General features: G+C 52.7%; 14 protein-coding genes and 1 pseudogene. 7 read left to right on the plus strand and 8 right to left on the minus strand.

The window, feature by feature from the left end; all coding sequences use genetic code 11:
• Positions 1-50 precede the first annotated feature (50 nt).
• Together Q9J80_RS03465 and hupB are read left to right on the plus strand one after the other, a co-directional pair.
• Positions 51-1,075, plus strand: a pseudogene (locus Q9J80_RS03465) (transferrin-binding protein-like solute binding protein).
• A 30-nt stretch (positions 1,076-1,105) separates the two neighbouring features.
• Entirely contained in the window at positions 1,106-3,538 is a 2,433-nt protein-coding gene (gene hupB, locus Q9J80_RS03470; protein WP_304674151.1) for a hemoglobin-haptoglobin-utilization protein HupB, read from the plus strand.
• 1,601 nt (positions 3,539-5,139) lie between these two features.
• On the opposite strand, the gene mnmE is transcribed toward hupB, so the two are convergent.
• Positions 5,140-6,486 (minus strand): tRNA uridine-5-carboxymethylaminomethyl(34) synthesis GTPase MnmE, encoded by a 1,347-nt coding sequence (mnmE, locus tag Q9J80_RS03475; RefSeq protein ID WP_304671682.1) that lies wholly within the window; start codon positions 6,484-6,486, stop codon positions 5,140-5,142.
• 447 nt (positions 6,487-6,933) lie between these two features.
• Here mnmE and app point away from each other — a divergent pair, with 447 nt between their 5' ends.
• Together app and Q9J80_RS10960 are read left to right on the plus strand one after the other, a co-directional pair.
• Positions 6,934-11,940 carry an adhesion and penetration autotransporter App gene (app, locus tag Q9J80_RS03480; RefSeq protein ID WP_301674044.1) on the plus strand — a complete coding sequence of 1,669 codons (5,007 nt, stop codon included), beginning with the start codon at positions 6,934-6,936 and terminating at the stop codon, positions 11,938-11,940.
• Positions 11,941-12,740: 800 nt separating this feature from the next.
• On the plus strand, positions 12,741-13,358 hold the full coding sequence (locus Q9J80_RS10960) for a methyltransferase family protein (protein WP_308020923.1): 618 nt from the start codon (positions 12,741-12,743) through the stop codon (positions 13,356-13,358).
• Positions 13,359-13,628: 270 nt separating this feature from the next.
• On the opposite strand, the gene glnE is transcribed toward Q9J80_RS10960, so the two are convergent.
• The 5 genes from glnE to cyaY form a co-directional block, all read right to left on the minus strand.
• Positions 13,629-16,319 carry a bifunctional [glutamate--ammonia ligase]-adenylyl-L-tyrosine phosphorylase/[glutamate--ammonia-ligase] adenylyltransferase gene (glnE, locus tag Q9J80_RS03490; protein WP_304671681.1) on the minus strand — a complete coding sequence of 897 codons (2,691 nt, stop codon included), beginning with the start codon at positions 16,317-16,319 and terminating at the stop codon, positions 13,629-13,631.
• A 197-nt stretch (positions 16,320-16,516) separates the two neighbouring features.
• Positions 16,517-16,729 carry a hypothetical protein gene (locus Q9J80_RS03495; protein ID WP_308446910.1) on the minus strand — a complete coding sequence of 71 codons (213 nt, stop codon included), beginning with the start codon at positions 16,727-16,729 and terminating at the stop codon, positions 16,517-16,519.
• A 135-nt stretch (positions 16,730-16,864) separates the two neighbouring features.
• Entirely contained in the window at positions 16,865-17,371 is a 507-nt protein-coding gene (gene luxS / locus Q9J80_RS03500; protein WP_107819167.1) for an S-ribosylhomocysteine lyase, read from the minus strand.
• Between the two features lie 21 nt (positions 17,372-17,392).
• Positions 17,393-17,812 carry a DUF2251 domain-containing protein gene (locus Q9J80_RS03505; protein ID WP_301674041.1) on the minus strand — a complete coding sequence of 140 codons (420 nt, stop codon included), beginning with the start codon at positions 17,810-17,812 and terminating at the stop codon, positions 17,393-17,395.
• A gap of 32 nt (positions 17,813-17,844) precedes the next feature.
• The gene (gene cyaY / locus Q9J80_RS03510) at positions 17,845-18,168 is read right to left on the minus strand and encodes an iron donor protein CyaY (RefSeq protein WP_301674040.1); all 324 of its coding nucleotides are present in this window, start codon (positions 18,166-18,168) and stop codon (positions 17,845-17,847) included.
• Between the two features lie 50 nt (positions 18,169-18,218).
• Here cyaY and lptM point away from each other — a divergent pair, with 50 nt between their 5' ends.
• The 3 genes from lptM to Q9J80_RS03525 all read left to right on the plus strand — a co-directional run bounded on the left by lptM (position 18,219) and on the right by Q9J80_RS03525 (position 20,275).
• Positions 18,219-18,410, plus strand: coding sequence for an LPS translocon maturation chaperone LptM (gene lptM / locus Q9J80_RS03515; protein WP_003681403.1), 192 nt, complete (start codon positions 18,219-18,221; stop codon positions 18,408-18,410).
• Positions 18,411-18,420: 10 nt separating this feature from the next.
• Positions 18,421-19,641: a diaminopimelate decarboxylase gene (gene lysA, locus Q9J80_RS03520; RefSeq protein WP_301674039.1), complete on the plus strand. Its 1,221-nt coding sequence runs from the start codon at positions 18,421-18,423 to the stop codon at positions 19,639-19,641.
• Positions 19,642-19,843: 202 nt separating this feature from the next.
• Positions 19,844-20,275, plus strand: coding sequence for a toxin-antitoxin system YwqK family antitoxin (locus Q9J80_RS03525; RefSeq protein ID WP_304671680.1), 432 nt, complete (start codon positions 19,844-19,846; stop codon positions 20,273-20,275).
• Positions 20,276-20,327: 52 nt separating this feature from the next.
• Here Q9J80_RS03525 and Q9J80_RS10870 read toward each other — a convergent pair whose 3' ends face one another.
• Together Q9J80_RS10870 and Q9J80_RS03530 are read right to left on the minus strand one after the other, a co-directional pair.
• A complete protein-coding gene (locus tag Q9J80_RS10870) occupies positions 20,328-20,420 on the minus strand; it encodes a methionine/alanine import family NSS transporter small subunit (RefSeq protein ID WP_118820167.1) in 93 nt (30 codons plus the stop codon).
• A complete protein-coding gene (locus tag Q9J80_RS03530; RefSeq protein WP_304671679.1) occupies positions 20,417-21,952 on the minus strand; it encodes a sodium-dependent transporter in 1,536 nt (511 codons plus the stop codon). The genes Q9J80_RS10870 and Q9J80_RS03530 overlap by 4 nt, the downstream gene beginning before the upstream one ends.
• Positions 21,953-22,790: the final 838 nt, after the last annotated feature.

The following is a 22,790-nucleotide window of genomic DNA, read 5'->3' on the forward strand; positions in this document are numbered from 1 at the left end:
AAACTGATAATCAAAACTATTATTAACACATCATCAAGATTGAGTATGCGATGAAATACAAAGCCCTGTCCTTACTGCCGCTTGCCGCCGCCCTTGCCGCCTGTGCCGGGGGGGGGTAGCCGAACCGCACGTCCCCTTCTCCATTCCCACCGCCACGCCGCTGCCCGCCGGCGAGGTAACGTTATCAAGCGATAGCAACAATATCGAAAACATCAACACCGCCGGCACAGGAAGCACATCCGGTATTTCCATTCAGCAGCGGGAAGTAGAAAAAGAACCTTTCCCCGGCTATAAAACCAAAGAAACATCATTCATCTTCCAAACACCCGGCGGCGCGCAATACACCCTTTCATCTTATTCCGACCCCATTGTCCCCAGCTATTCCTCCCCCGACTACAAAATTCCCGACCGCTACGCAGGGCAACGGCTTGCCGACGGCAGCCGCATCTTTATCTGCTGCAGCGACTCCGGGGCAACCAGTGAAGCGGAAATTACCAAACAAGATTATATGAAATTCGGGGCGTGGATAGGCCCCAACGGCGAAATCGACCTCTTCGCCGGCGGCTTCCCCGTCGGCAAAACGCCGAAACCGGCATACTCCTGGGGCGACGACACTCCCGAAACCACCGGCAAGGGCAAAATCACTTATCAGGTTTGGGGCATCCGCGTCAAAGACGGGCAATTTGTTACCTCCTCTTATACGCCGCCCAAAGGCAGCTCTTTTACCGGTTACACCAACACCCCCGTCCTTTCCTTTATCACCGCCAATTTCAACAGCAACAAACTGGCAGGCGAAATCCGCGGCAACAGCGATTACGGGCCGAGTGTGAAAATTGAAAACGCAACGATTACCGGTCTGACCTTTTCCGGCGATGCCACGTCCGGCGGCAAAAACGGCAAATTGGAAGGCAAGTTTTTTGGCAAGTTCAACAGTAGTTACGACAGCGACACCAGCATAGGCGGCAAAATCACCTTTGACGGCGACCGCTCCCTCGATACCGTATTCGGCGGCGTGAGTTATAAAAAAGAACTTAACAACACCACCGATCAAGAGACCACCCATCTCACAAAATAATAATTAATCCGCTTTTAAAAAGGTTTTCTTATGCACATCCCCTTCAAGCCCGTATTGGCTGCCGCCGCCATCGCCCAAGCGTTTCCCGCCTTTGCGGCAGACCCCGCGCCGCAGTCCGCCCAAACGCTGAACGAAATTACCGTTACCGGCACGCACAAAACCCAAAAACTCGGCGAAGAAAAAATCCGCCGCAAAACCTTAGACAAGCTCTTGGTCAACGACGAACACGACCTGGTGCGCTACGACCCCGGCATTTCCGTCGTCGAAGGCGGCAGGGCGGGCTCCAACGGCTTTACCATACGCGGTGTCGATAAAGACCGCGTCGCCATCAATGTGGACGGACTGGCACAAGCAGAAAGCAGGTCGTCTGAAGCCTTCCAAGAATTGTTCGGCGCATACGGCAACTTCAATGCCAACCGCAATACTTCCGAACCCGAAAACTTCTCGGAAGTTACCATCACCAAAGGCGCGGACTCGCTCAAATCCGGCAGCGGCGCATTGGGCGGCGCAGTCAATTATCAGACCAAATCCGCAAGCGACTATGTTTCCGAAGACAAGCCCTACCATTTGGGGATAAAGGGCGGCAGCGTCGGCAAAAACAGCCAAAAGTTCAGCAGCATCACCGCCGCCGGCCGGCTCTTTGGTTTGGATGCCTTATTGGTTTATACCCGCCGCTTCGGCAAAGAAACCAAAAACCGCTCGACCGAGGGCGATGTCAAAATTGAAAACAAGGGGTATGTTTTCAGCCCAACCCAACCATTCAGCAAGTACCAGACCTATGTTGCCACAGGGGTTGCGCGCTCCCGACCCGACCCGCAAGAATGGGTAAACAAAAGCACCCTGTTCAAGCTGGGCTACAATTTCAACGACCGCAACCGCATCGGCTGGATTTTTGAAGACTCGCGCACCGACCGTTTTACCAACGAGCTGTCTAATTTGTGGGTGGGTACAATTTACTCTCCCGCGACGGGCGACTACCGCCACCGCCAAGACGTGAGCTACCGCCGCCGCACCGGCGTCGAATACAAAAACGAATTGGAACACGGCCCGTGGGACAGCCTCAAGCTGCGTTACGACAAACAACGCATCGATATGAACACTTGGACTTGGGACGTCCCGAAAAATTACGATACAAACGGCATCAACGGCGAGGTTTACCATTCGTTCCGGCACATCCGCCAAAACACCGCGCAATGGACTGCCGATTTTGAAAAACAACTCGACTTTTCCAAAGCTGTTTGGGCGGCGCAATACGGCTTGGGCGGCGGCAGGGGGGACAATGCCAACTCGGATTACAGCTATTTCGCAAAACTGTACGACCCCAAAATCCTCACGTCCAACGATGCCAAAATCACGATGCTGATCGAAAACCGGTCGAAATATAAATTTGCCTATTGGAACAATGCGTTTCACTTGGGCGGCAACGACCGCTTCCGCCTGAATGCGGGCATACGCTACGACAAAAACAGCAGCAGCGCGAAAGACAATCCGAAATACACCACCGCCATCCGAGGGCAGATTCCCCATTTGGGTTCGGAACGCGCGCACGCCGGCTTCAGCTACGGCACGGGGTTCGACTGGCGGTTTACCAAGCATCTGCACTTGTTGGCAAAATACAGCACCGGCTTCCGCGCGCCGACTTCGGACGAAACCTGGCTCTTATTCCCGCACCCCGATTTCTACCTGAAAGCCAATCCCAACCTTAAAGCCGAAAAAGCCAAAAACTGGGAATTGGGTCTGGCGGGCAGCGGCAAGGCGGGCAACTTCAAGCTCTCGGGCTTCAAAACCAAATACCGCGACTTTATCGAATTGACGTATATGGGCGTTTCGTCAGATGATCCGAACAAACCCACCTACGCCCCGCTTTCAGACGGCACGGGCACGGCATTGGTCAGCTCGCCCGTCTGGCAAAACCAAAACCGCACCGCCGCCTGGGTGAAAGGCATAGAGTTTAACGGCACTTGGAACCTCGACAGCATCGGGCTGCCCAAAGGTTTGCACACCGGCCTCAACGTCAGCTACATCAAAGGCAAGGCAACGCAAAACAACGGCAAAGAAACGCCCATCAACGCGCTTTCGCCGTGGACGGCAATTTACAGCTTGGGCTATGACGCGTCTTCCAAACGCTGGGGCATCAACGCCTACGCCACGCGCACCGCCGCCAAAAAGCCGTCCGACACCGTCCACAGCAACGACGATTTGAACAACCCGTGGCCTTATGCCAAACACAGCAAGGCCTATACGCTGTTCGACCTTTCCGCCTACCTCAACATCGGCAAACAGGTTACGCTCCGCGCCGCCGCGTACAACATTACCAACAAGCAGTACTACACTTGGGAATCTTTACGCAGCATCCGCGAGTTCGGCACGGTCAACCGCGTTGACAACAAAACCCACGCCGGCATCCAACGCTTTACCTCGCCGGGCAGGAGCTACAATTTCACCATCGAAGCGAAGTTCTAAGCTCCTGATGTGCCAATGCCGTCTGAAACCCGATGATTTGGGTTTCAGACGGCATTTTTTACGGTCGCACCGCCGCCCCCTTTCAGGCTTGTACCAAGCCCAATCCCGCAACTCTCCGTCATTCCCGCAACTCTCCGTCATTCCCACGGAAGTGGGAATCTAGAAACGCAAAGCTGCAAGAATTTATCGGAAATGACTGAAACTCAACGAACCTGGATTCCCGCCTGCGCGGGAATGACGAAGCCATCCGCACGGAAACCTGCACCACGTCATTCCCACGAAAGTGGGAATCTAGTTCGTTGAGTTCCAGTTATTTAAAATAAATTTTGAAACTTTAATCCCGTCATTCCCACGAAAGTGGGAATCCGGAACGTAAAATCTAAAGAAACCGTTTTATCCGATAAGTTTCCGTACCGACGGAGCTGGATTCCCGCCTGCGCAGGAATGACGAAGCCATCCGCACGGAAACCTGCACCACGTCATTCCCACGAAAGTGGGAATCTAGGACGTAACATCTAAAGAAACCGTTTTCCCGATAAGTTTCCGTGCCGACAGGGCTGGATTCCCGCCTGCGCGGGAATGACGGCGGAGCGGTTTCTGTTTTTTCCGATAAATTCCTAAAACTTAAAATTTCATCATTCCCACAAGGACAGAAAACCAAAAACAGAAACCTAAAATTCGTCATTCCCACGAAAGTGGGAATCTAGTTCGCTGAGTTTCAGTTATTTAGAATAAATTTTGAAACTTTAATCCTGTCATTCCAGCGAAAGCGGGAATCTAGGACGTAACATCTAAAGAAACCGTTTTCCCGATAAGTTTCCATGCCGACGGGGCTGGATTCCCGCCTGCGCGGGAATAACGGCGGAGCGGTTTCTGTTTTTTCCGATAAATTCCTAAAACTTAAAATTTCATCATTCCCACAAGAACAGAAAACCAAAAACAGAAACCCAAAATTCGTCATTCCCACGAAAGTGGGAATCTATTTCGTTAAGTTTCAGTTATTTAGAATAAATTTTGAAACTTTAATCCCGTCATTCCCGCGAAAGTGGGAATCCGGAACGTAAAATCTAAAGAAACCGTTTTTCCCGATAAGTTTCCGCACCGACGGGGCTGGATTCCCGCCTGCGCGGGAATGACGGTATTTCAGTTTTCTGTTTTTGATTTTTTGTTTTTGGGGAATGACGGGATTTGAGATTGCGGGCATTTATCGGGTAAAACGGAAATTATGCGTTACGAAAATTTATCCGAAATCACGGCAACTTTTCCACCGTCATTCCCACGAAAGTGGGAATCCAGGTCTGTCGGCACGGAAACTTATCGGGAAAAACGGTTTCTTTAGATTTTACGTCCTGGATTCCCGCCTGCGCGGGAATGACGGTATTTCAGTTTTCTGTTTTTGATTTTTTTGTTTTTACAGGAATGACGGTCTTTTCATATCGAAAAAAGTTGCCGTACCGCACCGATAATTTCCACCTGCGCGGAATGAAGATTCAAGTGTTGCCCGAAATTCAAAAAAAAACCAAAACCAAACGGATCGGATTCCCGTTTTTATGGGATAACGGAATGTTCAGCCGGACACCGCCACGATGCTTTCGATCCGTTTATTTTCCGATACAAAACCTCGAAAAAATCACGCCGAGCAGGTCGTCCGCCGTAAACTCGCCCGTAATTTCGCCGCAAGCGACCTGCGCCAGCCGCAAGTGTTCGGCAAACAGCTCGATTTGATGGTTGCCGCACAATGCCGCCAGCGACAATTCTTCCTGCGCTGCTTTGAGTGCGTTGACGTGCCGCGTCCGCGCCAAAAACAGCCCTTCGCTTTCGCCCTGCCAACCGGCCTCGCGCAACAGCGTCCGTTTCAGCGCGTCCAAGCCGTCGCCGGTTTTCGCCGACAGCGCGATGACGGTTTCCGCGCCCGTACCGAACCCGCCTGCCGCGTGTGCATGTAAATCGGATTTGCTGTGGATTTCGATGCGTTTCAAATCCGACGGCAGCGCGTCCAAAATCGCCCGTGTCTTGTCGTTCACGCCTTCGCGCGGATCGACCAACACCAGCGCGACATCGGCTTCGGATACGGCTTTGCGGCTGCGTTCGATGCCGATGCGTTCGACCACGTCGTCAGTCTCGCGCAAACCTGCCGTATCGACAATATGCACCGGAACGCCGTCAATCAGGATACGTTCCCTGACCGCGTCGCGCGTCGTTCCGGCAATATCGGTAACAATCGCCACTTCGTCGCCCGCCAGCGCGTTCAGCAGGCTGGACTTGCCCACATTCGGCGCGCCGACCAATACGACATTCAGACCTTCGCGCAAAATCGCGCCCTGCTGCGCGTTGGCAAGCACATCATCCACGGCGCGGCGCAAGCCGTCCAGTTTGCCGCGTGCGTCTGCCGCTTCGAGAAAATCAATGTCTTCCTCGGGAAAATCCAGCGTCGCTTCGACCAGCATCCGCAAGGTAATCAAGTCTTCGACCAGACCGTGTATCCGCCGCGAAAAATCGCCCTTGAGCGAGCGCAACGCCAGACGCGCCGCCGAACGGCCGGATGCGTCAATCAAATCCGCCACGCCTTCCGCCTGTGCCAAGTCCAGTTTGTCGTTCAAAAACGCACGCTTCGTAAACTCGCCCGGCTCGGCAAGGCGCGCGCCCAGTTCCAAACAGCGGTTCAGCAGCATATCCATCACCACCGGCCCGCCGTGTCCCTGAAGCTCGATAACATCTTCGCCCGTAAAACTTGCCGGTGCGGCAAAAAACAGCAAAAGCCCGCTGTCGATTGCCTGTCCGTCCGCGTCCGTAAAATCCGCATAGGTTGCCACGCGCGGCTTGGGCGTTTTTCCGCACAAAGCCTGCGCCATCGGCAGCAGGTTTTTCCCCGATATGCGTATCACGCCCACGCCGCCGCGTCCGGGCGCGGTAGCGACTGCCGCAATCGTTGGAACGTTATCCGACATAAAACCCCCGAAAAACAATCAAAAACAGCCGCGATTATAGCAAATGCCGTCTGAAGTCCGACGGTTCGGCTTTCAGACGGCATTGCCGGCTTGTGTAAAACGATATTCCGACACCGCACGGCACAACCCCGCCCCGCATTCCGCCTCCGGTCGGTTTTTATCGCCGAAAACGGCGGGGTTCCGACCGAAAAGGAACGGGGATAAAGTAAAGTGTGATATGATTTCGCATTCAGAATGATACCTTTATGTGCAACCCATCAATTGCCCCGGCTCCGGCGGGTTGATAAAAATCCCCGTTTTTTTCCTTCCCGCCCTTCCCTGCACCATCTCCGAACAGAAGCGGCAAAATACGCCGAACCGCACATATAGGCACATCCCGCGCGCCGCGCGGAAGCGGAAGCCGCGTCCTCCCAAACAAACCCGAATCCCGTCAGATAAGGAAAAATAATGAAAACAACCGACAAACGGACAACCGAAACACACCGCACAGCCCCGAAAACCGGCCGCATCCGCTTCTCGCCCGCTTACTTGGCCATATGCCTGTCGTTCGGCATTCTGCCCCAAGCCCGGGCGGGACACACTTATTTCGGCATCAACTACCAATACTATCGCGACTTTGCCGAAAATAAAGGCAAGTTTGCAGTCGGGGCGAAAGATATTGAGGTTTACAACAAAAAAGGGGAGTTGGTCGGCAAATCGATGACGAAAGCCCCGATGATTGATTTTTCTGTGGTATCGCGTAACGGCGTGGCGGCATTGGTGGGCGATCAATATATTGTGAGCGTGGCGCATAATGTAGGTTATCGCGATGTTGATTTTGGTGCGGAGGGAGGCAATCCCGATCAGCACCGTTTTTCTTATAAGATTGCAAAACGGAATAACTATAAAAACGATGAAACGCATCCTTATGAGAAAGACTACCACAACCCACGCTTACATAAATTTGTTACGGAAGCCGCCCCAATCGATATGACTTCTGATATGGACGGCAACAAATATACAGATAGGACGAAATATCCCGAACGCGTCCGTATCGGCTCCGGGTGGCAGTTTTGGCGAAACGATCAAGACAGCGGCGACCAAGTTGCCGGCGCATATCATTACCTGACAGCAGGCAATACACACAACCAAGGCGGAGCAGGGGGCGGCTGGTCAAGTCTGAGCGGTGATGTGCGCCAAGCGGGCAATTACGGTCCCATTCCTATTGCAGGCTCAAGCGGCGACAGCGGCTCGCCTATGTTTATTTATGATGCGGAAAAACAAAAATGGTTGATTAACGGCGTATTGAGAACCGGCAACCCTTGGGCGGGGAAAGAGAATACATTCCAACTGGTACGCAAGTCTTTTTTTGATGAAATCCTTGAAAAAGATTTGCGTACATCGTTTTATAGCCCGTCGGGCAATGGTGCATACACCATTACAGACAAAGGCGACGGCAGCGGCATTGTCAAACAACAAACAGGAAGACCATCTGAAGTCCGAATCGGCTTGAAAGACGACAAATTGCCTGCCGAAGGTAAAGACGACGTTTACCAATACCAAGGGCCAAATATATACCTGCCTCGTTTGAATAACGGTGGAAACCTGTATTTCGGAGACCAAAAAAACGGCACTGTTACCTTGTCCACCAACATCAACCAAGGCGCGGGCGGTTTATATTTTGAGGGTAATTTTACGGTCTCGCCTGAAAACAACGAAACGTGGCAAGGCGCGGGCATCCATACCAGCGAAGGCAGTACCGTTACTTGGAAAGTAAACGGCATGGCAAACGACCGCCTGTCCAAAATCGGCAAAGGCACGCTGCTGGTTCAAGCCAAAGGGGAAAACCAAGGCTCGATCAGCGTGGGCGACGGTAAAGTCATCTTGGATCAGCAAGAGGATGAACAACACAAAAAACAAGCCTTTAACGAAATCGGCTTGGTCAGTGGCAGGGGTACGGTGCAACTGAATGCCGATAATCAGTTCAACCCCGACAAACTCTATTTCGGCTTTCGCGGCGGTCGTTTGGATTTGAACGGGCATTCGCTTTCGTTCCACCGCATTCAAAATACCGATGAAGGGGCGATGATTGTCAACCACAATCAAGACAAAGAATCCACCGTTACCATTACAGGCAATAAAGATATTGCCACAACCGGCAATAACAACAGCTTGGATAGCAAAAAAGAAATTGCCTACAACGGCTGGTTTGGCGAGAAAGATGCGGCCAAAACGAACGGTCGGCTCAATCTGAATTACCAACCGACAGAAGCGGATCGCACTTTACTGCTTTCCGGCGGAACAAATTTAAACGGCAACATCACGCAAACAAACGGCAAACTGTTTTTCAGCGGCAGACCGACACCGCACGCCTACAATCATTTAAACAACCATTGGTCGCAAAAAGAGGGCATTCCGCACGGAGAAATCGTGTGGGACAACGACTGGATCGACCGCACGTTTAAAGCGGAAAATTTCCATATTCAGGGCGGACAGGCGGTGGTTTCCCGCAATGTTGCCAAAGTGGAAGGCGATTGGCATTTGAGCAATCACGCCCAAGCAGTTTTTGGTGTCGCACCGCATCAAAGCCACACAATCTGTACACGTTCGGACTGGACGGGTCTGACAAGCTGTACCGAAAAAACCATTACCGACGATAAAGTGATTGCTTCATTGACCAAGACCGACATCAGCGGCAATGTCAGCCTTGCCGATCACGCTCATTTAAATCTCACGGGGCTTGCCACACTCAACGGCAATCTTAGTGCAAATGGCGATACACGTTATACAGTCAGCCACAACGCCACCCAAAACGGCAACCTTAGCCTCGTGGGCAATGCCCAAGCAACATTTAATCAAGCCACATTAAACGGCAACACATCGGCTTCGGGCAATGCTTCATTTAATCTAAGCAACAACGCCGCACAAAACGGCAGTCTGACGCTTTCCGACAACGCTAAGGCAAACGTAAGCCATTCCGCACTCAACGGCAATGTCTCCCTAGCCGATAAGGCAGTATTCCATTTTGAAAACAGCCGCTTTACCGGACAAATCAGCGGCGGCAAGGATACGGCATTACACTTAAAAGACAGCGAATGGACGCTGCCGTCGGGCACGGAATTAGGCAATTTAAACCTTGACAACGCCACCATTACACTCAATTCCGCCTATCGACACGATACGGAAGGCGCGCAAACCGGCAGTGCGGCAGATGCGCCGCGCCGCCGTTCGCGCCGTTCCCTATTATCCGTTACACCTCCGGCTTCGGCAGAATCCCGTTTCAACACGCTGACGGTAAACGGCAAATTGAACGGTCAGGGAACATTCCGCTTTATGTCGGAACTCTTCGGCTACCGCGGCGACAAATTGAAGCTGGCGGAAAGTTCCGAAGGCACTTACACCTTGGCTGTCAACAATACCGGCAACGAACCCGTAAGCCTCGAGCAATTGACGGTAGTGGAAGGGAAAGACAACAAACCGCTGTCCGAAAACCTTAATTTCACCCTGCAAAACGAACACGTCGATGCCGGCGCGTGGCGTTATCAGCTTATCCGCAAAGACGGCGAGTTCCGCCTGTATAATCCGGTCAAAGAGCAAGAGCTTTCCGACAAACTCGACCAAGCGGGAAAAACAGAAGCCGCCCTGGCGGCGAAACAGGCGCAACTTGCCGCCAGACAACAGGAGGAAGAAGAAAAGGTGCGCTTGAAAAAGGCGGCAATTTCCGGGGCCGTGCCGTCTGAAAGCGAATTGAACCGCCTCAATGCCGAACTTGAAGAGGCAAAAAAACAAACCGCCGCCGCCCAAGCCGCACAGGCGGAAAAAGAAGCCGCGTGGGCGCAGGCAAAAACGGCGGCGGCCGAAGCAGGCAGGCGCGCCGAAGAAGCCGATGCCGGCTACCGGCGCGGCAACACCTTGGAAGGCGCGGAAAATGCGGACGCGGCAAACCTTGCGCTGGCGAAGGCGCAAATTGCCGAACAAACCGCCAAAATCTATTTGGCGGAAGCCAAATTGACGCGCCTGAACCGAATCAGGGACGAACGTGAAAAAGCCGTTGCCGCCGCCGGGGAGGCAAAAGCCCTTGCCGACAAAATCGAGGAAACGGCGAAAGAAAAACAAGATTTGCAATCAATGGTGCTTTCACTGGCGAACGTGAAGGAAGAGCTGGTTATAACGGAGGCGGAACTGCAAAACGCCAAAGCCGAACGCGCAGGGCTGGAGGCAAAACGGGCTTTGTTGGAACGCAGGCAGTCCGACAAAGCGCAAAAAGAACAGGAGGCGCAAACCGCCCTAACCGCCGCCCGGCAATCGGAAGCGGCGCGCGAAGGCGCGGCGGAAGCCAAGAAACAGGCGGAAAAAGACAACGCGCAAAGCCTTGACGCGCTGAATGCGGCCGGGCGCGATGCCGCCGAGAAGGCAGAAAGCGTTGCCGAACTGGCCCGGCAGGCAGGCGGGGAAAATGCCGGCATTATGCAGGCGGAGGAAGAGAAAAAACAGGCGCAGGCGGATAAAGACACCGCCTTGGCGAAACAGCGCGAAGCGGAAACCCGGCCGGTTACCTCCGCCTTCCGCCGCGCCCGCCGGGATTTGCCGCAACCGCAGCCCCAACCGCAACGCGACCTGATCAGCCGTTATGCCAATAGCGGTTTGAGTGAATTTTCCGCCACGCTCAACAGCGTTTTCGCCGTACAGGACGAATTGGACCGCGTGTTTGCCGAAGACCGCCGCAACGCCGTTTGGACAAGCGGCATCCGGGACACCAAACACTACCGTTCGCAAGATTTCCGCGCCTACCGCCAACAAACCGACCTGCGCCAAATCGGTATGCAGAAAAACCTCGGCAGCGGTCGCGTCGGCATCCTGTTTTCGCACAACCGGACCGAAAACACCTTCGACGACGGCAGCGGCAACTCGGCACGGCTTGCCCACAGCGCCGTTTTCGGACAATACGGCATCGGCAGGTTCGACATCGGCATCAGCGCGGGCGCGGGTTTCAGCAGCGGCAGCCTTTCAGACGGCATCGGAAGCAAAATCCGCCGCCGCGTGCTGCATTACGGCATTCAGGCACGATACCGCGCCGGTTTCGGCGGATTCGGCATCGAACCGCACATCGGCGCAACGCGCTATTTCGTCCAAAAGGCGGATTACCGCTACGAAAACGTCAATATCGCCACCCCCGGCCTTGCATTCAACCGCTACCGCGCGGGCATTAAGGCAGATTATTCATTCAAACCGGCGCAACACATTTCCATCACGCCTTATTTGAGCCTGTCCTATACCGATGCCGCTTCCGGCAAAGTCCGGACGCGCGTCAACACCGCCGTATTGGCTCAGGATTTCGGCAAAACCCGCAGTGCGGAATGGGGCGTAAACGCCGAAATCAAAGGTTTCACGCTGTCCCTACACGCTGCCGCCGCCAAGGGACCGCAATTGGAAGCGCAGCACAGCGCGGGCATCAAATTAGGCTACCGCTGGTAAGCAAACAAAAGGGGTTATCATTAAAATAGAAAATAGCCATATTGCCATTCCCGCGAAAGTAGGAATCCGGTTTTTTGAGTTTCGGTCGTTTCCGATAAATTCTTGCCTCTTTGAGTTTCCGGATTCCCGCTTTCGTGGGAATAACAAATTAAAAGTTACTCAAAACTCAAAAGAATCCGAAACCGAACGGACTAGATTCCCACTTTCGTGGGAATGACGAATTAAAAGTTACTCAAAGAAACCGAACAGACTAAATTCCCACTTTCGCGGGAATGACGGCGACAAGGTTTTTTCAGATAAGTTTCTGCAACATCAATGCGCCTCTTCCCAATTCATACCCGACCCACTGCCGCTATAATCTGCGGCAGTTTTTCTTTCACCAAATCCAACTCGGCTTCAGGGACTTCCAACATCGGTTTGACAGACCGGATTCTCGAATCCGACGGCTATTTGAGATGGCAGGCTTTTGTCGGATACAAGTATCCGACAAAAGAACCGATGTTCACACATTGCAAAAATTCGGGAATGATTGAAATGTCGGATTCGAGAATCCGACCTATATGTACTAAGAATTTTTTACCCACACCATGCCGATAGGTTGTGTGTGGCGGGGATGTGTTACTACGTGTTTCGTATTGTTGTAGCATGGGCTTTGCCCACGATAATGGCGGGTAAAAGAGGTCGTCTGAAATTTTGGGTTTGATTCGCGGGCAAAGCCCGCGCTACGGGTTGGGTAGATTGGGTTCAAAGCCAACAAAACCTGCATTATCTGCTTAAAAAATATCAATAAAGGGAAAGTTATGAAGCTGAATTATAGGCAGCTTGCCTTAGAGCTGACCATGAAAATAATGGCGGTTACGGCTTTGAGTTATTTTATCAAAACCGTTTTAGAAAACTATATGATGACGGGAAATCCAGTCGTATTGCTGTTGTTGGCAGGGGAGTGTATTACGGTTTTTCTCGTGGTTTTCTCTAAATTTACGGATACTCGAAATTTCTCTCTTTTACCCGTATTGGCAACGATGGGGGCGACTTTTTATTTTTTTGCCATTGCGTTGGGGGGGGGCAAATTGATTTCCGATAATGTTGCATCTGTCTTGCTCGTTTTCGGTATCTGTTGGCAGATTTACGCCAAAATTTATCTGGGCAGGAGCTTCGGACTTTTACCTGCCTGTCGAACCGTGGTGGATACCGGCCCTTATCGCTTGGTACGGCATCCGATTTATTTCGGCTATTTCATCGGGCATATGGCGTTTCTACTCAACAATTTCTCATTGTGGAATATTGAAGTGTTGACCCTATTGTATCTGCTTCAGTTTTTACGCATGAATTATGAAGAACAGGTGCTTAGCCGCAATGAGCAATACAGGGAATATAAATCGCGTGTGAAAAACAGGTTTATACCGTTTTTGCTGTAAACCACACATAGTTATAGTGGATTAAATTTAAATCAGGACAAGGCGACGAAGCCGCAGACAGTACAAATAGTACGGCAAGGCGAGGCAACGCCGTACTGGTTTAAATTTAATCCACTATAGAACCCCTAGTATGGGCTTTGCACACGGGGAGATTATTGCTAGCAAGGTCGTCTGAAAAGCGTTTTCAGACGACCTTTTGTTTTGATGGCGTAGATCGTAGAACCCACGCTATGCGGCTAATGACTTAATCCCCCCTTCGCAATACCTGCTTTACTTGAATTTCACGTCCTCCCCGAACACTTCCCGCCACAATTTCCTGACATTGCCGTAATGTGCCAACAGTTCGCCGGTTACTTCGGTTTTTGCCGCGTCGCGCAGTTTGGTGTTGTGCTGCTGCCGGCGGTAGAAGCGGTAGGCGGTGCGGCTTTGTCCGGCGAGGGTTTTGTCAATGAGGCCGTAGTCGGCGGCGATGTTCAATAGGGCGATGTTGCCGTAGTTGTCGAGGAGTTGCGGATATCGGCGGGCATGGGCAAGGATGAGGTATTGGACGATAAATTCGACGTCGACCACGCCGCCGCGCGCGTATTTGACGTTGCTGTCGGCAGGCGGATGGGTGGGGAACATTTTTTCGCGCATTTCGATGATTTCGCCTGCCAAGGCGGTTTGTTCGCGCTCGGTGGTGAGGATTTCGGTGCGGATGCGGTCGAAGGCCGTCTGAATTTCGGGTGTGCCGCAGATGAAGCGGGCGCGGGTGAGGGATTGGTGTTCCCACGTCCAGGCGTTTTCGCGCTGGTATTTTTCGAAGGCGGCGATGCTGTGGGCGAGGAAACCGGCGTCGCCGTTGGGGCGCAGGCGCAGGTCGGTTTCGTAGAGGCTGCCTGCGCCGGTGGCGGCGGAAAGCCAATTGGTCAGGCGGCGGGCGAGGCGGCTGTACACGTCGCCTGCATCGGGATGGGGATCGTCATAAAGATAGACCAAGTCGAGGTCGGAGGCGTAGCCGAGTTCTTTGCCGCCGAGTTTGCCGTAGCCGACGATGGCGAATTGCGGGGTGTCGCGGTGTTTTTTGGGCATGTCCGCCCACGCGCACGAAAGGGCGGCGGCAATGACGGTGTCGGCAAGGGCGGAGAGTTGGTCGGAGAGGGATTCTACTGTCCACAGTCCGGCGAGGTCTTGGACGGCGAGGCGGAAGACTTGGGCGTGTTGGAAGCGGCGCAGGGTGTCCATTTGCGCCTCGGTGTCGCCGCCGCAGGCTTCGATGCCGTCTGAAAGGGCGGCGGCGAGGGCTTGCCAGTCGAAAGCGGTATCCAAAAGCTGCGCGCTGATGAGTTCGTCCAACAGAATCGGGTATTTGCTCAGATACGCCGCCACCCATGAGCTTTGGCTCATAATCTGCGCCAGTTGCGCCAAGGTTTGCGGATGTTCGTTGAGAAAGGCGAGATAGGCGGAGCGGCGGCTGATGTTTTCGAGGAAGTCAAACAGCCGCATCAATGTATCGGTCGGGTTGGGTTGCTCTGCCGCCGCCTGTACGAACAGCGGCACAATGGCGTCAAAACGCGGCTGGGCGTGTGCGGAAAGGTGGCGGTATTTATGACCGTTTCGGATTTGGTCGAGCCTTGCGGCGATGGTTTCGGCATCAAACCCATATGCTTTCAGACGGCATTGCCGCTCTTCTTCGTCGGGCTTTTCCTGCCATACCCATTGCCATTCGCTGTTGTCCTGTGCTTGTTCTTCGGGTTCGCTCAAAATTTCGTTGAACAACTGATTGACCTTGTTCCGATGAACGTTGAGGTCGTCTGAAAAGGCGGCGTAGCTGTCGAAACCCATGCTTTCGGCGAGCAGTTGTTGCTGTTCGGACGAGGTGGGCAGGGTTTGGGTTTGCTGGTCGTCCCAGTATTGCAGGCGGTGTTCGACGTCGCGCAGGAAGCGGTAGGCGGCAAGCAGGGTTTCAACGTTTTCAGACGGCATGATGCCCAGCTCGGCAAGTTTCTTCAGCGTTTCCTGCGTGCCTTTCAGTTGCAGCGCGCGCATTTGCCCGCCGCGTATCATCTGGAAAATCTGGGCGATAAATTCGACTTCGCGGATGCCGCCCGCGCCGAGTTTGATGTTGTCCGCCATGCCTTTTTTGCTGACTTCGCTGCGGATTTGGCGGTGCAGGTTGCGCATCGCTTCATACGCGCTGTAATCCAGATATTTGCGGAACACGAAGGGGCGCACCAGCACTTTGATGTCGTTCGGATGCGGCGTAACCACGCGGCCTTTGCACCACGCGTAGCGTTCCCATTCGCGCCCCTGCGTAATCAGGTATTGCTCCAGCGCGGTTTCGCTCAATACCAGCGCGCCCGAATCACCGTCCGGCCGCAGCCGCATATCGACGCGGAACACTTGACCGTCGGCGGTAATGTCGTTCAGCAGCGCAATCAGTTTCTGCCCGACTTTGGTGAAAAATTCCTGATTGCCCCGTTCGCGCCTGCCGTCGGTGTCGCCCGATTCGGGATAGACGAAAATCAAATCAATGTCGGAAGACACGTTCAACTCATAGCCGCCCGCCTTACCCATCGCCACCACGCTCAAATGCTGCGGCGATTTCGTATCACGCCCGATCGGCGTACCGTACATGTCCCGATAATAGGCGTAGGCAAAGTCCAACGCGGTATTGACAGCAAAATCGGCAAACAGCGTAATCGTGCGGGTTACTTCGTTCAAATCGCTGATGCGGTTGATATCGCGCACGATAATCTGCGACACGACATAGCGGCGCAACTCGCGCAACTGCCGCGCCAATTCTTCCTCGTTTTCTTCCGCGCGGATTTTGTCCCAGTCGGCAAAGGCTTGGAAATCCGCTTCGGTCAACACCTTGGCCAGCATGGGCAGGAAAATTTCAGGCTTGAGTTTGCCGTTGTCGAGCTGGCGGGCGAGGAACAGGGAATGGCGGCGGGCGGTGTCGAGGCGGTGGTCGGACATTTTGGATTCCGTTTGGAAGGATGATGGGAATGGGATAGTGGATTAACTTTAAATCAGGACAGGGCGAGACAATGCTGTCTTGGTTTAAAGTCAAGGCACTATATCATAGCAATCTTCGATGCCGCCTGAAACCTTACCCCAATATTCGGACGGACTCCTACCGATAAAAAACAGCGGCAAATGCCGCCGTTTCCTGTTCACACCTCGCCACGCTCTTTTAAAACAGCATAAGCCGCACTTTTCTCCCGTGTAGAATTTTTAAAAAAACCATCACTCTTTACGATTTCATGCAGCTCCTCACTTGATTTCTCCGCATATTCCATTTTCAATGCCTTATACTCTTTACCGGCTTCAATCATTCCCTCGCCTACTGCTTTTGCTGCTCTTCCCACACTCCCCCAAAAGCCCATAATCATGTCCTCCAATCGTTTCAAATAAATAAGGTCGTTGTTTCTGTCAAGAAACAACGACAGTTTATAAACTGTCGGAAAACAAAATGCCGTCTGAAGACAGATTCCGGCTTTCAGACGGCATTTCAAAACAGATTAAGCGTTCAGCAGGCTTTCATCCAAAGCCAAATCGTCGTTTCGGTTCACCGCCACTTTGCGCGCCAACACGTTTTGGGCAATTTGTTGCGCTTCGGCGAGCGAGTGCATCAGATAAGTGCCGCATTGGTATTCGTTCAGCTCGGGAATTTTGCTTTGGTCTTTGACATTCAAAACATCCTGCATCGAAGCCAGCCACGCATCGGCAACCTGCTGCTCGGAAGGCGTGCCGATAAGGCTCATGTAGAAACCGGTGCGACAGCCCATCGGGGAAATGTCGATGATTTCCACGCCGTTTCCGTTCAAGTGGTCGCGCATAAAGCCTGCAAACAAATGCTCCAGCGTGTGTATGCCTTTTTCAGGCAGGATTTCTTTGTTGGGAACGCAAAAGCGCAGGTCGAATACGGTAATGGTGTCGCCTTTGGGCGTGGTCATGGTTTTCGCCACGCGTACAGCGGGGGCGTGCATACGGGTGTGGTCGACTTTGAAACTGTCTAACAGGGGCATTTGGGTATCCTTTTGAGTGGTTTATGTAGGTTTTCGGGATAGGATTTTGTCCAGCAATTCATCGTCCAAGACGCGGTTTCCGACTTTCACCCATTCGCCGCCTGCTTCAGGGAAGCCGTTGCGGCAATATCCTGCCTGTTCGACAAAATCATAGACGGCATGAATGTAGTCGTTGACACACAATGCGGCTATGGTGCAGGCATCATCCCATAAAATCAAGACATGATTGGGGATATGTTTGTCGGATACATCTTCGACATTGTAGATATGCAAAGCATCCAGAATCCCATCTTTAGAGGCGGCATAAAAGTAGCCTGTGTCGCCGTCGTCTTCGAAGACAACGCCATAAGGGACATGTTCGAAAAATGATTGTAAAACTTCGGGCGTGCCGACAGTAAAGTCTTTGATTTCGGAAGTCAGATATAGCGGTAATTGTGCCATTGGGTAACGCTCTCTTTGTGATAACACTCAAATTACAATTCGGCAATTTCCACCGCTTCGCCCGAAGCCGCGCTCAGGGCTTCGTTTAAAACATCGTAAAAATCCCATCCGTCGCGTGTTGCCAGCCATTTGCCGTTTTGTTCGGCGAAATGGTAGCCGCCGCTTTTGGCGGCAATCCATAATTCTTGGTTGGGCGTGTGGCGGTTGACGATGATTTGCGTGCCGTTTTCGGCTTCGATGGTCAGGACGTTTCCGGCAAACCGGCAGTCGAAATCCCAGCCGTTTTCGTCGATTTGGTCTTCGATATGTTCAAATAATGCTTCGCTCGCGCGGATAAACTCGCTTTCGGTCATCATGGCTTTTTGTGTGTTTTTTGTTTAAGATACCGAATCTTGCCACATTCGTAATGATGAAGAAAGTTTTACTGATGAAATACGGCGTATTTTTTGCAGCGGCAACAGCTCTGCTGCTCTCTGCCTGCGGTTACAAAGGCGACCTCTACCTGCCCAAAGAAGGCGATACGGCGCGTTTCGGCGCAATCCAAACCGGTTTGCAGCTTCAAAGCAAGCCGCAATCTGCCCCACCAACCCGAAAATGAAAACGAAGATATGACCCTATTTTGCGAACAAGTCCCCTACCCCCGCCTTGCCGAAGAATTCGGCACGCCGCTTTATGTGTACAGCCAATCCGCGCTGACCGAAGCATTTGAACACTACCAAACTGCGTTTGCCGCGCTTTCCCCGCTCGTCTGCTATGCCGTCAAGGCAAACGGTAATCTGAGCATCATCAAACACTTCGCCTCGTTGGGCAGCGGTTTTGATATTGTATCCGGCGGCGAGTTGGCGCGTGTTTTAGCGGCAGGCGGCGATGCGGCGAAAACGATTTTTTCCGGTGTGGGCAAGAGTGAAGCAGAAATCGAGTTCGCGCTGAATGCCGGCGTGAAATGCTTCAATATGGAAAGCATCCCCGAAATCGAACGCATTCAAAAGGTTGCCGAACGCTTGGGCAAAACCGCGCCCGTCTCCCTGCGCGTCAACCCCGATGTCGATGCCAAAACCCATCCCTACATCTCCACAGGTCTGAAAGCCAACAAATTCGGCATCGCCTACGCCGACGCGCTCGAAGCCTACCGCCATGCCGCACAACAGCCCAATTTGAAAATCATCGGCATCGACTGCCACATCGGTTCGCAACTGACCGACCTCAGCCCGCTTGTCGAAGCCTGCGAACGCATTTTGATTTTGGTTGACGCGCTTGCCGCCGAAGGCATTGTTTTGGAACATTTGGACTTGGGCGGCGGCGTCGGCATCGTTTACCAAGACGAAAGCGTCCCTGATTTGGGCGCGTATGCCCAAGCCGTTCAAAAACTGATCGGCACACGCCGTCTGAAACTGGTTCTTGAGCCCGGCCGCAGTTTGGCGGGCAACGCAGGCGCATTGCTGACACGCGTCGAGTTTGTCAAACACGGTGAAGAGAAAAACTTTGTGATGGTCGATGCGGCGATGAACGATTTGATGCGCCCCGCCCTATATGATGCCTACCACCACATCGAAGCGGTTGAAACCAAAAACATCTCGCCGCTGACTGCCAACATCGTCGGCCCGATTTGCGAAACCGGCGACTTCCTCGGCAAAGACCGCACCATCGCCTGCGAAGAAGGCGATTTGCTGCTTATCCGCAGCGCGGGCGCATACGGGGCCAGCATGGCGAGCAATTACAACGCGCGCAACCGTGCGGCGGAAGTGTTGGTTGACGGCAGCGGATACAAACTCATCCGCCGGCGCGAAACCTTGGAACAGCAAATGGCAAACGAACTCGCCTGCCTGTAAGCCGAACATCAAAATGCCGTCTGAAGCCTTCAGACGGCATTGTCCGTTTAAAGTGACATCTTAGGGCCGCATCGGCGGAATATTCAAACACAGCCTGTTTTCAAATGACGACGCAACAAATCCCCGTCTCGCCCGGCTGCCGAAGGGAATGGTTGAAAAAAATTACGCGCCCCTTTTATGGGGTGCAATCTAAGGAATTGAAATGAAGCACGCCCCGACCATCCTCCTGCTTGCCGCTTTGTCTGCCCTCCTTTCGGCGGGCTGCACCGCCCTTCCCTCCGACCGGCCGCCGCTTCACACCCTGCCGAAAAGCGCACCCATCCAACCCGCCAACCCATACAGTCGGCCGCCTTCAGGCACGCCGGACGGCGCATTCAGCACCCGCGCCTCAAACGGGCGCGTCTTGAAAAGCATCGTCAAAAACGGCGTGTTCGACCGCTTTGTCGATATTTACCACCCAAACGGCAAACTGCATTCGCACACGCCGGTTGAAAACGGCGTGGCGCAAGGCTGGTCGCAAGGCTATACCGAACAGGGCATATTGCGGACGCGCATCCTGTACCGGGACGGGCATATCGTCCGAGCGCAAACTTTGGATGCGTCGGGCAAGGTGGAACGCGAATGGCAGCCGTAAAGGCAAATGCCGTCTGAAGCGGTTCAGACGGCATTTTTAACGCTCTAAAGGCTTACTCGTTCGGCAACCTTAATAGGGAAAGCAGCAGCCCTCCCCAGATTATCACGATTGAGACAACCATCATCACAATGGCGGAAGTACTCATTTTTCTTCTCCTTGTTCATGTTCGTGTTCGTCTTTGACATTAAAATCCTGACCGTGTTTCCAAGGCAGCAGCGACAGCAGCAGCCCGAACACGACCAACGCCGCCGACATCCCCCAGCCGAAAATATTGAGGAAACCATCCGGATAATCGCCATAGTTTTTCTCCAACAATCCGGCGGTGTCCTGATACAGCATATAGCCGAGCATCACGACGGTAAACACGACGCAGGCCGTCCACAAGCCGCCGATGCGGATGGAGGACAAGGCGTTAAGATGCTTGCGCAACTCCGGCAGCCTGCGAAATACGATAATCGCCAAAACATACAAGAAACCGGATGCCACAATGCCGTAGGTATTGACGAATTTGTCCATCACGTCCAAAACCGGCAGCCCCGTCGCCGTACCAAACAACAGCGTGGAAACAATGCCCATCGGAATGCAGACCAGCAGCGTGGCGTTGACGCGCCCGATGTTCAGTTTGTCCTGAATCGCCGCCACAATCACTTCAAGAATGGAAATCATCGACGTAACGCCGGCGAACACCAGCGAACCGAAAAACAATACGCCGATAAGTGCACCCATGGGAGCCTGATTGATGATGGTCGGAAAAGCGATAAACGCCAAACCGATACCGCTGGAGGCAACTTCATTAACCGCCTGCCCGTTTGCCTGCGCCATAAAGCCCAGTGCGGCAAACACGCCGATACCCGCGAGCAACTCAAAACTGCTGTTGGCAAACCCGACTACCAAGCCCGTGCCGCCCAAATCCGTTTTCTTCTTCAAGTAAGAAGAATAAGTAACCATAATGCCGAAACAGATGGAAAGAGAGAAGAAAATCTGACCATAAGCAGCAACCCAGACCTTAGGATCGGCAAGCTTGGACCAGTCCGGCGTAAACAATGCGTCCAGCCCCTTTGCCGCACCCGGCAGGGTCAGTGAAATGCCGACCATAATCAAGAACATGATTACAAGCAACGGCATAAAGAAAGACGATGCGCCAGCCACGCCTTTTTGCACGCCCAAAGCCATAATGACCGATGTGAAAACCCATACGCCGACTAACGGCCCGACAACTTTACCGACAAAATCCAATCCCAAAGCCTCAGGCCCGGCCATATTCAGGAAGTCTTTAAAGAAGAAGTCTTGCGGATTAACACCCCATGCCGCATTGAACGAATAATAAACATAACTTGCCGACCAACCGATAATCACTGCGTAATAGATGCAGATGACGATATTGGTCATCACATTCCACCAGCCTACTGGTTCAAACCAGCGTCCGAGGCGGCGGAAAGCCAACGGCGGGGAACCCCGATAACGGTGTCCGATGGCATAATCAAGCAGCAGCAGCGGAATACCGGCTGTCAGAAGGGCGACCAAGTAAGGCAGCATGAATGCGCCGCCGCCGTTTTCAAAAGCAATATAGGGGAAACGCCAAATATTGCCCAAGCCGACGGCGGACCCGATGGCGGCAATCATAAACGCGCGGCGCGTGCCGAATGTGGCGCGTTCTTTCGTTTTGGAATCAGACACGTTGATACCTCTTGAATTATTTATTAAAAACAAGCCGTTATAGGCAAACATATATAGAAACAGCGTCTGACAGGGATAATGTCTTCTGAAAAAACAAACCGGCTTGTGGCCGATTGTTTACAATCTATGTGCTTATCGTAAAAAAATTTAACGCCGATGGCAAGCGGTGAAGGCTTGAAAACGAAAAAATTTTTTATTCAGATACAAAAACCACTCCATAAGAAACAACCGCCAACTTCCCCGTCATTCCCGCAAAAACAGAAAAACAAAAACCTAAAGTCCCGTCATTCCCGCGCAGACGGGAATCCAGACCCCCAACGCGGCAGGAATCTATCAAAAATAACCGAAACCGGACAAACCTAGATTCCCGCTTTCGCGGGAATGACGGCAGAAAGGTTGCTGTTTTTCCGATAAATTCCTATGGTGGAATATTAAATTTCCGATACATTCCTACAATATTTAAATTCGTCATTCCTACAATATTTAAATTCGTCATTCCCGCAAAAACAGAAAAACAAAAACAGAAACCTAAAGTCCCGTCATTCCCGCGCAGGCGGGAATCCAGACCCCCAACGCGGCAGGAATCTATCGGAAATAACCGAAACCGGACAAACCTAGATTCCCGCTTTCGCGGGAATGACGGCGGAGAGGTGCTGTTTTTCCGATAAATTTCTATGGTGGAATATTAAATTTCCGATAAATTCCTACAATATTTAAATTCGTCATTCCCGCAACAACAGAAAAACAAAAACCTAAAGTCCCGTCATTCCCGCATAGGCGGGAATCCAGACCCCCAACGCGGCAGGAATCTATCGGAAATAACCGAAACCGGACGAAC

The organism is Neisseria blantyrii (genome assembly GCF_962747855.1).
Taxonomy (GTDB): Bacteria; Pseudomonadota; Gammaproteobacteria; order Burkholderiales; family Neisseriaceae; genus Neisseria; species Neisseria viridiae.